The organism is Desulfonatronospira thiodismutans ASO3-1 (assembly GCF_000174435.1).
Taxonomy (GTDB): Bacteria; Desulfobacterota; Desulfovibrionia; order Desulfovibrionales; family Desulfonatronovibrionaceae; genus Desulfonatronospira; species Desulfonatronospira thiodismutans.
The window spans coordinates 1,103,610-1,118,334 of sequence record NZ_ACJN02000002.1; the positions used below are offsets into that span (position 1 = coordinate 1,103,610).

The 14,725-nt window shown below is 55.2% G+C and carries 14 protein-coding genes; 6 read left to right on the forward strand and 8 right to left on the reverse strand.

Going from position 1 to position 14,725, the window contains the following annotated elements:
- The first annotated feature begins 11 nt into the window (after nucleotides 1-11).
- The 5 genes from DTHIO_RS11315 to DTHIO_RS11335 all read left to right on the forward strand — a co-directional run bounded on the left by DTHIO_RS11315 (nucleotide 12) and on the right by DTHIO_RS11335 (nucleotide 5,298).
- Nucleotides 12-485: a CBS domain-containing protein gene (locus DTHIO_RS11315; RefSeq protein ID WP_008870435.1), complete on the forward strand. Its 474-nt coding sequence runs from the start codon at nucleotides 12-14 to the stop codon at nucleotides 483-485.
- Between the two features lie 9 nt (nucleotides 486-494).
- Complete coding sequence (gene tsaE / locus DTHIO_RS11320) at nucleotides 495-971, forward strand: tRNA (adenosine(37)-N6)-threonylcarbamoyltransferase complex ATPase subunit type 1 TsaE (RefSeq protein WP_208596404.1); 477 nt, start codon at nucleotides 495-497, stop codon at nucleotides 969-971.
- On the forward strand, nucleotides 962-2,230 hold the full coding sequence (locus tag DTHIO_RS11325) for an aspartate kinase (RefSeq protein WP_008870437.1): 1,269 nt from the start codon (nucleotides 962-964) through the stop codon (nucleotides 2,228-2,230). The genes tsaE and DTHIO_RS11325 overlap by 10 nt, the downstream gene beginning before the upstream one ends.
- A gap of 153 nt (nucleotides 2,231-2,383) precedes the next feature.
- Entirely contained in the window at nucleotides 2,384-4,009 is a 1,626-nt protein-coding gene (cimA, locus tag DTHIO_RS11330; protein ID WP_008870438.1) for a citramalate synthase, read from the forward strand.
- 86 nt (nucleotides 4,010-4,095) lie between these two features.
- Entirely contained in the window at nucleotides 4,096-5,298 is a 1,203-nt protein-coding gene (locus DTHIO_RS11335) for a replication-associated recombination protein A (protein ID WP_008870439.1), read from the forward strand.
- A 36-nt stretch (nucleotides 5,299-5,334) separates the two neighbouring features.
- Here DTHIO_RS11335 and DTHIO_RS11340 read toward each other — a convergent pair whose 3' ends face one another.
- On the reverse strand, nucleotides 5,335-6,618 hold the full coding sequence (locus DTHIO_RS11340; protein WP_008870440.1) for a response regulator: 1,284 nt from the start codon (nucleotides 6,616-6,618) through the stop codon (nucleotides 5,335-5,337).
- 329 nt (nucleotides 6,619-6,947) lie between these two features.
- On the opposite strand from DTHIO_RS11340, the gene DTHIO_RS11350 reads away from it, so the two are divergent.
- On the forward strand, nucleotides 6,948-8,609 hold the full coding sequence (locus tag DTHIO_RS11350) for an HIT family protein (protein ID WP_008870441.1): 1,662 nt from the start codon (nucleotides 6,948-6,950) through the stop codon (nucleotides 8,607-8,609).
- Here DTHIO_RS11350 and radA read toward each other — a convergent pair.
- Genes radA through DTHIO_RS11380 form a run of 7 tightly spaced genes read right to left on the reverse strand, consistent with a single transcriptional unit; the run spans nucleotide 8,570 to nucleotide 14,683 of the window.
- The gene (radA, locus tag DTHIO_RS11355) at nucleotides 8,570-9,916 is read right to left on the reverse strand and encodes a DNA repair protein RadA (protein WP_008870442.1); all 1,347 of its coding nucleotides are present in this window, start codon (nucleotides 9,914-9,916) and stop codon (nucleotides 8,570-8,572) included. The two genes, DTHIO_RS11350 and radA, sit on opposite strands and share 40 nt — an antisense overlap.
- Before the next feature lie 5 nt (nucleotides 9,917-9,921).
- Nucleotides 9,922-10,734, reverse strand: a complete 813-nt coding sequence (locus DTHIO_RS11360) for a DUF3426 domain-containing protein (protein ID WP_008870443.1) — start codon at nucleotides 10,732-10,734, stop codon at nucleotides 9,922-9,924.
- Between the two features lie 27 nt (nucleotides 10,735-10,761).
- Nucleotides 10,762-11,286 (reverse strand): hypoxanthine phosphoribosyltransferase, encoded by a 525-nt coding sequence (hpt, locus tag DTHIO_RS11365; RefSeq protein WP_008870444.1) that lies wholly within the window; start codon nucleotides 11,284-11,286, stop codon nucleotides 10,762-10,764.
- Between the two features lie 14 nt (nucleotides 11,287-11,300).
- Nucleotides 11,301-11,768 (reverse strand): N-acetyltransferase, encoded by a 468-nt coding sequence (locus DTHIO_RS11370; protein ID WP_008870445.1) that lies wholly within the window; start codon nucleotides 11,766-11,768, stop codon nucleotides 11,301-11,303.
- A gap of 1 nt (nucleotide 11,769) precedes the next feature.
- Complete coding sequence (locus DTHIO_RS11375) at nucleotides 11,770-12,285, reverse strand: TlpA family protein disulfide reductase (protein WP_008870446.1); 516 nt, start codon at nucleotides 12,283-12,285, stop codon at nucleotides 11,770-11,772.
- 3 nt (nucleotides 12,286-12,288) lie between these two features.
- The gene (locus tag DTHIO_RS22800) at nucleotides 12,289-12,864 is read right to left on the reverse strand and encodes a cobalamin-dependent protein (RefSeq protein WP_337833166.1); all 576 of its coding nucleotides are present in this window, start codon (nucleotides 12,862-12,864) and stop codon (nucleotides 12,289-12,291) included.
- A complete protein-coding gene (locus tag DTHIO_RS11380) occupies nucleotides 12,782-14,683 on the reverse strand; it encodes a homocysteine S-methyltransferase family protein (RefSeq protein WP_337833164.1) in 1,902 nt (633 codons plus the stop codon). Before DTHIO_RS11380 ends, DTHIO_RS22800 begins: the two co-directional genes overlap by 83 nt.
- Nucleotides 14,684-14,725: the final 42 nt, after the last annotated feature.

Genomic DNA, 14,725 nt, shown 5'->3' on the forward strand with positions numbered 1-14,725 from the left:
ACGGGGTGATAATGACAACTGCTGAAGACTTGATGACCAGTGATCCCATCAGGGTGCATCCGGAAACGGACATATCCGAAGCCATTCACCTTCTTCTGGAGAAAAATATCAACGGTGTCCCGGTGGTGGACCAGGAGGACAACCTGGTGGGAATAATCTGCCAGAGCGACCTGGTGGCCATGCAGAAGAAGATCCCTTTGCCCTCCATGTTCACAGTGCTGGACAGCATCCTCCCCCTTGGCTCAACAGCAAAAATGGACAGGGAAATAAAGAAGATAGCGGCCACCAGGGTTGAAGATGCCATGACCCCGGAGCCTGTGGCGGTAAAAAAAGATACCCCCCTGGAAGAGCTGGCCGAAATAATGGTGGACAAAAAGTACCACACCCTGCCGGTGACGGAAGGGGGCAAGCTTGTGGGTGTAGTGGGCAAATCCGACGTTTTGAAGACCCTGGTGGGTCCCGCAAAATCGAATCAGCCCGGATAGATGGTTGATTTGTCTTTCGTTAAGCCTTTGTTTCTCCCGGACGAGGAGGCTACTCTGGAACTGGGCAGAAAGCTGGGCCTTTTTTTTACCAGCCGGGGTTTTTTCCCGGCGGTCTTTTTTTGCGGGGAGCTGGGAACGGGCAAGACCACCATGATCCGCGGCATTGTTTCCGCCCTGCCCGGGGGCGATGAGGCAGAGGTAAGCAGTCCCAGCTTCAACCTGGCCAATATCTACCCCACCCGCCCCGAGACTTTGCATGTGGATCTATACAGGCTGCAGGGACTGGAGCCCGACCAGGACGTGGAGGAGCTCCTGGCTGGACAGGAGCGGCTTATCCTGTTGGAATGGGGGGATTTTCTGCCTGAGAGCCAAAGACCCCGGGACCGGGTGGATATCTCTTTGAAATTTTGCAACGGTTCAAGAGAGGCTTTGATCACTCTTTCCGGGGAAGGGGAAAAGTTAAGGAGCAGCAGTATATGCGGGTGATAGTACAGAAATACGGCGGCACATCTGTGGCTGATGTGGAGTGTATGCTAAAGGTCAGGGAGCGGGTGCTCAAGGCCCTGGACAAAGGCTACAAGGTGGTGGTGGTTCTTTCGGCCATGTCCGGGGAGACCGATCGGCTACTCAGCCTGGCCAGGACCTGGTCCAAGCGTCCGGATCCTTCGGAGATGGATGTAATTCTTTCCACAGGGGAACAGACCTCGGTGGCTCTTTTTTCCATGCTGCTCAAGGACTGCGGGGTAAAGGCAAGGTCTTTTCTGGGGTTTCAGATCCCCATTCAGACAGACCGCAGTTTCGGCAAGGCCAGGATACTGGATATTGAAAAGGATTATATTTTTGATATCCTCAAGGATTACGATGTGCTGGCGGTAGCAGGCTTTCAGGGCTGCGACTGTGAAAAGCGCATCACTACTCTGGGCCGGGGAGGTTCGGACACTTCGGCTGTGGCCCTGGCCGCTGCCCTGGATGCCGAGGTCTGCGAAATATATACGGACGTGGACGGGGTGTACACTACTGATCCCAATATCTGTTCCCAGGCCAGAAAGCTTAAAAAGATAGCCTATGATGAAATGCTGGAAATGGCCAGTATGGGGGCCAAGGTGCTGCAGATCCGTTCCGTGGAATTTGCCAAGAAATACAACGTCCCGGTGCATGTACGCTCCACGTTCACGCAGAACCCGGGAACTTTAGTCGTACAGGAGGATAAAAGCATGGAAGCTGCAATGGTCTCCGGAGTGGCTTATGACAAGGATCAGGCCAGGATAACCCTGGTGGATGTCGTTGATGCCCCGGGCAGCGCGGCTGCGATTTTTGAGCCCATATCCAGGGCTAATATAGTTGTGGACATGATAGTGCAGAACCCAAGCCGGGAAAGCGGCCGTACGGATATGACCTTTACCGTGCCCAAGGGCAGCAGCGAAGACACTCTGAATATTCTCAAGAAGATCAAGGACAAGATCGGGGCCAGGGAGATACTGCATGATTCTGGGGTGGCCAAGGTTTCCGTCATCGGCGTGGGCATGCGCAACCACTCAGGGGTGGCGGCCATCGCTTTTTCCGCCCTGAAAAGGGAAAATATCAACATCAAGATCATCAGTACCTCCGAGATCAAGATCTCCTGTCTTATCGAGGAAAAGTATACCGAGCTTGCCGTCCGTACCCTGCACGAGGCTTTCGGCCTGGCGGATATGCAGGAGGGCGCGGTAGAGGACAGGGCACAGTGCAAGGTTGAGGACCGGTAGACCAGGCTGGCCACATTAGTAAACGCGGCTTAGAAGCGTGGTCAGGCGAATGCTCAAGAATGGACCGGGGTTTGCCCGGGCTCTTTTTGTATTGCCGGGCATGTAAGTTCAATCACGAACAGGGCCTTTTTAAAACCAGTAGTAGAGTGATTTATGTCAAAGATACAGATATATGACACCACCCTTAGAGACGGCACCCAGGCGGAAGACGTGCATCTTTCAACCGAGGACAAGGTCCGCATCGCACGCAAGCTGGACACCCTGGGCATAGATTATATAGAAGGCGGGTGGCCGGGATCCAATCCCACGGACCAGCGTTTTTTCCAGGAAATCCAGAATTATGCCCTGAATCATTCCCGGGTGGTGTCTTTCGGCAGTACCCATTCCACCAAGAAGACCCCTGAGAATGACCCCAACCTGGATGCCTTGATCAAATCCAGGACCAAAGCCATTACCATATTCGGCAAGACCTGGGATGTGCATGTAAAAGACGCCCTGCGCACCACACAGGAGCGCAACCTGGAGATCATTTACAATTCTGTGGGCTTTCTGCGCCCCAGAGTGGAGGAGCTCTTTTTCGATGCCGAGCATTTCTTTGACGGCTTCAAGGCCAACAAGGAATTCGCCCTGGCCTGCCTGGGCAGGGCCATGGAAGGCGGGGCGGATATCCTGGTGCTTTGTGATACCAACGGAGGCACCACACCCATGGAACTGTGCCGGATCATCCAGGAGGTTCAAGCAAGCCTGCCCGAGGCCAGGCTGGGCATCCATGCCCACAACGATTCCGAGACAGCGGTGGCCAACTCCCTGCTGGCGGTGGATCTGGGGGCTGTTCAGGTGCAGGGGACCATCAACGGGTATGGAGAAAGGTGCGGCAACGCCAATCTGTGCTCCATCATTCCCAGTCTGGAACTGAAAATGGGATACACCTGCCTGCCTGAAAACAACCTAAGCCTCTTGACCTCCACCTCGCACTTCGTGGCCGAGGTAGCCAATATCGGGGCATTTCACCGTCAGCCTTTCGTGGGCAAGTCCGCCTTCGCTCACAAGGGCGGAGTGCATGTAAGCGCAGTGCGCAAGAACCCCCGGACATACGAGCATATTGTCCCGGAGGAGGTGGGCAACAAGCAGCGCATCCTGCTTTCGGATCTGGCCGGGCAGAGCAATATCCTGTTCAAGGCCAGGCAGTACGGTTTTCAGCTGGACAAGGACGATCCCTTTGTGCTGGACCTGTTGTCCAAGCTGAAGGACCTGGAAAGTCAGGGATATGAATATGCAGTGGCCGAGGCCTCTTTCGAGCTGCTTTTAAACCGCACTCTGGGCCGGGCGCGCAAGTATTTCACCCTGGATTCATACCGGGTGCTGGAGAGCAAAAGCGATAAAAAGGACCAGCCTTTTTCCGAAGCCACGGTCATGGTCAGGGTGGGCGGCCTGCAGGAACACACCGCCGCCACGGGCAAGGGTCCGGTGAATGCCCTGGACAGTGCTTTACGCAAGGCTCTGGAGAAATTTTATCCCACGCTTGCAGAGATGCACCTGGTGGATTTCAAGGTCCGTGTCTTTGCCATAAACGATTCCGGGACCTACTCCGGCACAGCCTCCAGGGTCAGGGTGCTTATCGAGTCCGCGGATCACAATGCCCAGTGGGTCACCGTGGGGGTATCCTTCAATATTATCGAGGCCAGCCGTCAGGCCCTGGAGGATTCCCTGAACTACAAGCTGTTCAAGGATGACCAGGCCAAGCTGACCAAGGCCATCAAGGAAGCGGAGCAGGTTTGAGGGTATTTTCAAGCCGGGATCAATGGATTTTTTCAAGGCAAACGGCCCGGGGGCAAAAATCAACTGCCCCGCGGGCATAAGTATTCATGCAAAAACCCCTGGCTGAAAAGATCAGGCCTCAGAGCATCGAGGACTTTGTTGGTCAGAGCCATCTCAGGACCAGGCTCAGGGCCATGGGCCAGAGTCAGAGGCTTCAAAGCACTCTTTTTTTCGGGCCTCCAGGGTGCGGCAAATCCACCCTGGCCCTGATCATTGCCGGAAACCAGGGCAAGTCCCACCTAAGGCTCAGCGCTCCCGAGATCGGGCTGGCCGAGCTTCGCAAAAAGCTCGAGGGCCTGGAGATACTTATCCTGGATGAGCTGCACCGCTTCTCCAAGGCGCAGCAGGACTTCTTTCTGCCCCTGCTTGAAACCGGGGAAATCATCCTTCTGGCTACAACCACGGAAAATCCGTCCTTCAGCGTCACCCGCCAGCTTTTATCCAGAATGAATGTTTTGCGCCTCAGATCTCTTAGTATGCCTGAGCTAAGGCAGATCGGGGAACGCGCAGTCAAAGAGCTGGATGTGAGCATTCCGGAGAAGAGCCTGGATCTGCTGGCCTCCCTTTCTGGAGGAGACGCCCGCACCTTTCTGAATCTCATGGAGTATGTGCGCGAGCTTGACCAGGAGAACCTGGAACCGGACAAGCTCAAGACCGTTCTACCGGAAGCGGTGATAAAGGGCGACCGGGACGGGGACATGCACTATGAACTGGCCTCGGCCATGATCAAGTCCATTCGCGGCAGTGATCCTGATGCAGCCCTGTACTACCTGGCCTGCCTGCTGGAAGCGGGGGAGGACCCCAGGTTTGTCTGCCGCAGGCTGATCCTGTCTGCTTCCGAGGATGTGGGCCTGGCCGATCCCATGGCCCTGCCCCTGGCTGTATCCTGTCAGCATGCCGTGGAATTCGTGGGCATGCCCGAAGGTTTCATCCCCCTGGCCGAAGCTGCGGTCTATCTGGCCCTGGCTCCCAAATCCAATTCCACCTATGCCGCATATCTGTCCGCTCAGAAGGAAATCCGGCACCACGGCCCCAGACCGGTTCCCCTGCACCTGAGAAATGCCTCCACCACCCTGCAGAAGGAATGGGGCTACGGTCAGGGCTACAAGTATCCGCATCTCTATCCGGGAGCATGGATTGAGCAGGAATACCTGCCTTCTGAGCTTGCCGGGCGCAGGTTCTACGAGCCCAAAGACCAGGGCCAGGAGCCAAGGCTTCTGGCCTGGCTAAGAAAGAGAAAAAAGATATAGACATCTTCAGAGTAAGTGTCTTTCCCTGGAAAAGCCTTATTCAACGCAAACCTGGTTGCGGCCCTGATTTTTGGCCTTGTAGAGCATGTCGTCGGCGCAGGTTATCATTTCCTCGAGGCTGCTTTTCAGGGTGGAACATACTCCGATGCTTACAGTGACCCGCATTTCATGCTCCCCGGACCTGATTACCGAGTTTTCAATGTCTGCACGGATTTTCTCGAATACTTCCGTGATGTTTTCAGAGTGCATGTTGACACCCACAACGCAGAATTCTTCACCACCAAACCGGGCCACCAGGTCGGACTGTCTCAGGCTGGACTTGAGCCTGTCTGCTACAAAACAAATGACCTCGTCCCCGGCATCATGGCCGTACTTATCATTGCATTTCTTGAAATGATCGATATCCATCATGGATACAACAAGATTCAGGTTTCCCCGCAGGGCATTGGCAAACAGCTTTTCACCAGAATTGAAAAAAGAACGCCGGTTTAAAAGCCCGGTGAGAAAATCCTTTTCAGCCAACTCCCTTATGGTCAGGATGTACTCGGTGGTTTCCAGGTTGTGCCTTACGCGGCAGTACAATTCTTCAGCCAGGAAAGGCTTGTGCATGTAATCGTTTGCCCCGGCCTTGAGAAAATGAGCCGAGGTGGTTGCGCCCCCTGCACCCGACAGGCCGATTATGGGCAGCCGGGTCTTTGAAAATGTGCGGCGGAGTTCCTTGACCAGTTCCATGCCGTCCATTTCGGGCATGTTGTAATCTGCCAGAACGATTCCTATCCTGTCCTGCCTATTGAGAATGTCCAGTGCTTCCCGGCCGTCTCCGGCCTCCAGGACGGTAAAGTTCCATACCTCCAAAAGATCCCTGATTATCTTTCTGCTGACGGAAGAGTCGTCCGCCACCAGTACTTTTATCCCGGTATTCAGCTGGAGCCGCTTTACAATATCCACCACCTGCTGGACGTTGTGCCTGTTGTCCTTTAATATATAATCCACAATATGCTTGGACCACATTCGATCGCGCAGATCGTCGGATATTTCCCCGGTAAAGACTATGGATGCTATGCCTTTTCCAACCACCAGGTCCACCACTTGGCCATAGGGTGCGTCGGGGAGGTTGAGGTCGAGAAGTGCGGCAAAAAGGTCCTGCGAACCGTGCTCCAGGTAGTCCCGGGCCTCCTGATAGCATGAACAGACCACGGCTTCCAGGCCCAGTTCTTTTTTTACCGCGTTACTCAATACGTGGGAAAATATCTTGCTGTCCTCGACAATGAGGATGGTTTTTTCTTTAGCAGCAGCTGGCGATGAAGAAATGTTGCGCATGAAGGTTTCCTGTGAAGGTGTTTTTTTCCTGCTTTTAAACAATGGAGCCCCGAAAGTCAAAATTTTTGTCACATATCCCCACCTGCACCCTTGTGTGTTTTATTTCCGGGCCGCAGATGAAGCATTGCCCGCCCCGGGTGGCTCCTTTCCCGGCCGGTTTTTTAGCGCGGCGGCGGAACAAAAAAACCGGGCCACAAAAGCGGGAAAGGCGAATTGATAATTTGAACCTGCTGTTTTAGGATCATGTGCAACGCGTCTGCAAAAGCCGGCTTTGTAATGCCGGGAGCGTGAGAGTTTTTTAAATTCAAAAGGCTCCAGGAGGGCTTTAGATGAAAATGCGAACCTGCGTGACCCCGGAAGGGAAGTTTCGCTACGGGGTGCACCACCCCTCTTATCAGGTATGTAATCTCAGGCAGAAGGACCATCACTTCTGCCTGGGCAGGCTGCCGGATGAAACCATGGTCCATAACCAGGACAATTTCCCGGAAGGGGATCTCCAGGTAAACGGGGCTTTTACTGTTTACGAAATACCCAATGCCTTCAGCTTCCGGGGAAGCACATTTATCGATTCCGGCTGGGCTGCCTCCAGGGCCAAAGACCCTTTATCCATCCGCATTTCCCCTCCAGGTGAAGTATCCCTGTTAAAGAGTCTTGACTCCTGGGCAGCTAAGGAAAATATGTCCAGCCAGTCAGTGCAGGGGCTTTTCCAGGAGTTGCCTCATTCTCTGCTTCTGGCCCTGGCCACCACGTCCACTGATCCGCAGGACCTTGTCCGGCTGGCCCATTTGTCGTGTGATTTTATAAAAGACAGCCAAAGGGCGGAACCAGTCGGGCTTGCATACTCCCGCCGGGAAGACGGCTCCCCGTTGCCGGTGATACATGACCGTGATCTGTTCGAGGCTGTGGGTAACAACCCCTTTCTACCGGATATATATAAAGAAATCATGCTGCTTCGTCCCGGGGTACAGGGCAGAAGCGAGATCGTGGGAGATGTCTGTGAAGGGGAGCAGAGCACGCGGGTCTTTGAGTATCTGCGCCGCAACAGTTACATACCCTGGGGGCACTACGCCTCCAACATGAGCCACCAGGAGGTGCGCTACCGGGCCGCAGACCTCTCTTTAAAGGATATGCAGGGGCTCAGGCACCTGTATTATCAAAGAACCTACGTACGCCTGGCCCGGGAGCTGGGCCTTGAACCGGCAGCAGGGCCCATGTCCCCCCAGGAAATGGAACAGCTGAGGCAGGCCATCCTTGCACAGATTGAAAAAAAGCCGGAGCAGGTATCTTTTACCAGCACCTTGTGGGGCTGGAATTTCGGTTTTGATTTTGCACCCACCAGGTACAGGCTGCATGGCTCTCACCAGCAGGTTCATCAGCAGCATGCCATGGTGCCGCAGCGTGTGCCGCAGGCAGAGCAGGGTCGTTTGACAGGAGAAGAGTTTCAGGGATTCAGTGCCGGGGATATGATCGCGGAGACCGTAAAGGAGTATCTGGAAGAAACCGGACAGGATTTTTTCCGGGACTATATCCGTTGTCTGCGCAACAATACCCGCCTGGACGGAGGCAAAGGCGAGGAAAGCCTTGTTGTGCACGAGGACAAACACGTCCTGCTCTTTGTTCCCAAGGCCCAGGTCTCCCAGTGGGAGCTGCAGCTTTTGCCCCAAGAGCAGGTGGGAAGCATCCTGGAGGCGGATGACGAGTGCAGGCGGTCTCTGGACCGGGCCATGCTGCTGGCCCTGCAGATACTCGAGGGGCTGGGAGCCAGGATGGTTACGAGTATAGAATATTCCGGCAGATTCACCAGTCCCGGCCTGCAGCGCCTCATGTACTCTTTTCTGCCCAAACTGCCCTGGTCGCCAGGGTCCTTCAGCGAGGCTCAACACCGGTTTATCTGCGGGCATTACCCCGAGGATTTTGCAGCGGCCTGCAGGAACCAGGCTGCTGAAATTCTTCAGGATCCGGGATTATTTGAGCCAAAGAGCATATCCTGAAGCTCCATGATGGTGGATATGCCGGTGTCCGACTCGGGGCTTCTGGGGCAGAAGACGGGTTTATAACCCAGCCTGAAGGCCTGTTTTAGGCGGATATCCTGCCCCAGTACCGGCCTGATCTGACCGTTTAAATCCACCTCCCCCCAGAAAATGGCCCTTTCGGGCAGGCTCTGGTTGTGAAACGAGGAGAGAACCGCCGCCACAAGGCCCAGATCAAGACCCGGATCCACCAGTTTAAGCCCGCCCCCTATCTTGGTGTATATATCCGACTGGGCCAGGCTGCGCTGCAGTTTCTTTTCCATGACCGCCAGGAGAAGGTGCAGGCGGTTCAGGTCAAAACCCAGGGCTGTGCGCCTGGGGATGCTCAGAAAACTGGGCGTGGCCAGGGCCTGGACTTCCACTGCAAAGGGCTTGTGCCCGTCCACGGCCATGACCACTGCTGTCCCGCTGAGGGCCGGGTCCCTGGCCTGCAGGAAAAAGGTCGAGGGGTCCTGGATTACTTCCAGTCCCAGAGCGCCCATCTGAAACATGACCAGCTCGTCGGTGGGTCCGAACCTGTTTTTAATGACCCGCAGAATACGGAAAAGATGCTCCTTGTCCCCTTCCAGGTAAATGACCGTGTCCACCATGTGTTCCAGGAGCTTGGGACCGGCAATCTGGCCTTCCTTGGTCACGTGTCCCACCAGGAAGATGCAGGTTCCGGATTCCTTGGCGGCTTTGATGAGGCTGGATGAGACCTGTCGGATCTGTGTGGGGGCCCCGGGCATGGAATCGGATTCAGAACTGCTTATGGTCTGCACTGAATCGATTATCACCAGTTGATACGGGCCGTGGGACGAGAGGGCGGCCAGAATATCCTCCAGGGAACCGGTGGCCATGGCCTGGAGGTTCTCCTGGTCCAGGCCGAGCCTCTGGGCCCGGGATCTGATCTGGGGCAGGGATTCTTCGCCGCTTATGTAAAGAGTGTGACCATCCTTTGTCCCTGCAAGGCTTAGAAGCTGTAAAAGTAGTGTGGATTTACCGATACCCGGCTCACCTCCCAGAAGTACGACACCCCCCGGGACCAGCCCTCCTCCCAGTACGTCGTCCAGTTCCTGCATGCCGGTGGGCATATGGTCCGCCCGGGTGAGGTCCACACTGGAGAGTCTGCTTGGGCGGCTGGCGGGGGAGACGTTTTGTGTCTTGCCCTGCGTGGAACCGGACCTGGCCTCCAGGGTGTTCCACTCGCCGCAGCCCGGGCATTGCCCCTGCCAGCGCATGGCACTGGACCCGCAGGAGGTGCACACATGTATAGTTCTGGTTTTCATGCGGCCTATTCCGGAATGTGGGCCTCTATTACCTCCAGGCCGAATTCCTGGACTTCTTCAGGGGGATTGAAAAAAACGGTCATAAAGGGAGTGGATTCCCCCGGCTCAATATGCTTATTGTTGGTCAGGATGCCCAGCTGGGAGGTCAGAGTGGACTCAAGCTCGTCTCTCGAGGAAACCTGCAGCTGGAAAAGTGAGGCGGCATTTCCGGCCAGAAACTCCTTTTCCTGGACCACCTGTTCCTGATTATCGTACAGGGCCGCCCGGAGTTTGATGCGGGCGCGGGGCGAGTCGAATTCGTTCACGGCCCGGCCCTCCACCACGAAAAGCTGCCCTGTTTCCTCGTTGTTTACAAAGTACTGCCGGACATTCTCCAGGGAAATATCCCGGACGTCCTCTTCTGTAAACACCTCTTTGCGGGGAACTTCTTCAGCGTCTCTTTCAGAGCTGACAAAGGGAATATAGACGTGCTGGGCGATTTTGGGCAGGGCTACGTAAAGACTGGCGGCGACGATTAAAAAAAGCGCCAGGACCGCCCCGATCTTTTTCAGCCTGGGCCTGCCTGCTTTGCCGGTTTTTTCCTCCGGGGTGATCTCAACATGCATGTCGTCCCGGGAGGGTTTTTCCGGGGCAGTGTCTGCGCTTTCCCGGAGAGAATCGCCGGGGTCCGGCGGCTGCTGGTAAGCCTGGTCTTCATCGTTTAGGAATGAAAGGGTGAAGACATGCTTGCAGCGGGTACACCGGACTTTTTGATCCTCTTTGAGCCTGGAGTCGTCAAAGCGGTACTTGGTGCTGCAGTTTGGGCACTGAACTGTCATAGCTGGTTCTCATGCATTTTTGGCTGATTATTCTTGCGATGGGTCAATGGCATAAATGCCTGGAAGGTTTCTGTATTTTTGAGCCATATCCAGGCCGTAGCCCACCAGGAAGCCTTTTTGCACACGAAAGCCGCAGAAATCCACACTGACTGGAAGCTGCCTGCGCTCATGCTTGTCTATCAGGGCACAGATCCGAACAGAGCTAGCCCCTCTGGAAAGGAGCATCTGTCTGAAGTAATACAAAGAAACCCCGGTATCAACTATATCTTCCACCACCAGCACGTTTTTTTCCCAGACATCGGTCTCCAGATCGTTTTTGACGGTCACCTCGCCTGAGGTGACCGTATCGTCCCCATAGCTGGACAGACGGACAAAATCAATCTCCATGTCTATTTCCAGGCTTCTCACCAGGTCTGCAAAAAAAACAAAAGCCCCCTTGAGCACGCACACTCCCAGGACTTTTTCCCGGCCGTAAAAAATGGAGATTTCCCGGCCGAGATCCTGCACTCGTTTTTTTATTTCATCCCGGGCAAAGACCTCTCTTAAATTCAAGGCAAAGTCCTTTTTTACATTTCCATAAGCATGGCAATTTCGTCGCAATCGGGGAACTTGGGGCAATTGAGGCAATCGGCCCACACCTTCTGGGGCAGCATGTCCTTGGAGATTTCCCTGAAACCCTGCCTGGCGAAAAACTCCGTCTGGTAAGTCAGGGTAAAGACCCTGTATATCCCCAGGGTCAAAGCTTCGCTTAGGCAGGCCTCCACCAGCCTGCCCCCCCAGCCCATGTGCCGTATGCTGGAAACTATGGCCAGGGAACGGATTTCGGCCAGGTTGTCCCAGACAATGCTCAGGGCGCAGCACCCCATTATATTGTTGCCGGGATCATCGCACACCACGAAATAGTCCCTCAAATGACTGTAAAGGTCGCTGTAGGACCTGGGCAGGAGCAGGTCCTGCCTCGAGCAGTTCATGAGGATCCCGTGAATGGACTTGACGTCCCCGATTCTGGCTTTGCGTAAGTAAAGCTTGTCCAATTTAATCCGCCAGCAGCCGGTCCAGTTCTTCCTGCAGGATTTCATAGTCCACGAGGCTTTCATGGACTTCGGCCAGGTTTCCTTCTGCGTCATATATCAAGGTGTAAGGAATGCCGGTGATATCGTAGGCATCCATAACATCCTGGGATGATATATACACCGGGTAGTTCATGTTTTTTCTTTCCATGAAGTCAGGAACAGCCCGGGGGTTAAAATCAAGTGAAATGCCTATGATGCTCACCCGATCCGGGCTGTAGTCCTGCCTGATTCTTACCAGGTCTCGAATTTCCGCCCTGCACGGCGCACACCAGGTTGCCCAGAAGTTGAGGATAAGCACCTTGCCTTTTTCATCTTCAACGAGTTTTTCAATTTCCTCCGGGTCCACCTCTTCCGGTACAGAGCTGTCATCTGCAGTGGCTGCCAGAGGCAGGGCAAGCAGCAGAGCCAGGCAGATACATGCAGAAAGGGCCGCTGCATGAAGGTTCTGGAAGGTTCCCCGGCAGTATTTTTTGTGCATGATCTACTCCGAACAAAGCTTGCGGGCGAGTTTAACCGCGGACACGGCATCCCGGGCAAATCCGTGCGCCCCGATTCTTTCGGCATAAGCCTGGGTGACCACGGCACCGCCTATCATTACCTTGCACTTCAGTCCCTCTTTGTGCAGAAGCTCCACGCAGTCCTGCATTTTGACCATGGTAGTGGTCATGAGGGCTGACAGGCCGATGACGCTGGCTTTTTCCTCCCTGGCCTTTTTTACTATTTCTTCCGCCGGGATGTCTATGCCCAGATCCACCACGTTGAATCCGTAGTTCTTGAGCATCAGGCAGACGATGTTTTTGCCTATGTCGTGGATGTCCCCCTCCACTGTGGCCATGAGGACCGTGGGGCCCTGCTCCTGCTCGTCCTGCTGCAAAAGGGGCTGCAGGTATTCAAAGCCCTTTTTCATGGTCTCGGCGCTTAAGATCAGCTGAGGCAGAAACAGTTCGCGTTTTTCGTATTTTTCCCCGACGATGTTAATGGCCGGGATCATCTCGCCGTCCACAAGCTGGAAGGCCTGTTGCCCGTCCTGGATTTCCTTTTCCAGAAGTGGGACTATATTGTCTTTTTTTGCCCCGGATGACGGCTTCCTGGATCGGGGATTCAAACTCCTGGCCGTCCTGCTCCCCGGGTGCATGCATTTCCCCGGATTCCCAACCGGCGTAGCGCATGGTGAATTCCTGGGCCTGGCTGTCATGTCCCAGCAGGGCGCTACAGGCATCCATGGCTTCCTTCATGCGGGTGGAGCGGGGGTCGCCGATGAAGGCGTTGAGCCCAGCCCCGGCGCACATGCTGAAGAAGTGTGCGTTAATGAGTTCCCTGGCCGGAAGTCCAAAGGATATGTTGGAAAGACCGGCCAGAGTGGCCAGCCCCCATTTTTCCCGGCAGTGTCTTATGGTCTCCAGGCAGTCCATGGCCGCCATGGGGTGTGATGAGACGGTCATGATGAGTACGTCAACGATGATCAGCCTGCGGGGAATGTTCAGCCTGTCTGCCCTTTCCAGGAGGTCTTCGATGATCTGGAGACGTTCGGCGGTGCTTTTCGGCATCCTGCCTCCGCTTAAAGGCAGCAGGATGAAAGGAGCGCCGAAGTCGCGGCAGATGGGCCCCAGGCGCTCCATCTTGTCCTTTTCTCCGCTTATGGAATTGACCAGGGCGCTGCCCGGGTATTCCAGGAGGGCATTGTGAATGGCCTGTACATTGCTTGAATCTATGGCCAGGGGAGAGTCGAACCTGGATACCAGTTCACGGCAAAGGGCCGGCAGTACCTTTTCTTCTTCCACCATGGGCGCACCCACATTGACGTCCATGATCCGGGCGCCGGAAGTAAACTGTTCTTCGGCGATCTCCAGGGCCCGGGTAAGCTGAAATCCCTGCAGCTGGGCAGCCAGGTCCTCCTTGCCCGTGGGATTTATCTTTTCCCCGATAAGGACAGGTGCAAACTGATGGCCAAAGGGCAGGGTCCTGCTTCTGGAGGTAAGAACTATTCCCGGCTGCTCTGTGGGTGTATTGGGCTTGTAAGAAGCACTGGCGGCCATGTTTTTCAGGGCCTTGATGTGCTCCGGAGTAGTCCCGCAGCATCCGCCCAGGAACTTGGCCCCCATGTCCAGGAAGACCCGCAGCTTGTCCGCGAATTCCTCCGGGCCTACTTTGAAAACTGTTTCCCCGTCCTCCAGTACAGGTATGCCGGCATTGGGCTGAATAAGAAGAGGTGTGCAAAGCCTTGGCTGCATGGCCTGAACCAGGGGGACGAATTCTTCGGGTCCACAGCTGCAGTTGATGGCGATTATGTCCGCACCCAGGTTCTGCATTGTGTCCACAAAGACTTCCGGGGAGGTCCCGGTAAGGCTGGTCCCTTTTTCAAAGGTCATGGAGATGGCCACGGGCAGGCTGGATTCAAAGCGGGCAGCCATGACCACTGCCCGGGCCTCTGCCAGGTCCAGGTGGGTTTCCCCAAGGATCAGGTCCGCGCCTCCACGGGCCAGCCCGCGCACCTGCTGCCTGTATGCCTCCAGAACTTTGTCAAAGGTCATGTCTCCCAAGGGAGGGAGCATTTTGCCGGTGGGGCCGATGCTTCCAGCCACGAAGCCGTGGTCACCGGCAGCCTGCCTGGCTATCCCGGCCATTTTTTCGTTGAATTTTTCCGCATCCACCCCGGGGTCCAGCTTGAAGGTGCTGCCGCCGAAGGTATTGGTGGTGATAACCCCTGCCCCTGCCTGGAGATAAAGAGAGTGTACTTCGCGGATGGCTTCCGGGTTTTCCTGCCCGAATTTTTCAGGGGAGTACCCTGCCTTGAGCCCCTTTGACTGCAACAGGGTGCCCATGCCTCCGTCAAATATCCCGATTTCGTTGTTGGATAAAAATTTTGTGAATTGCATTCAAATGTCTATATACCTAATCCGGCTCAAGGTAAAGGGAAG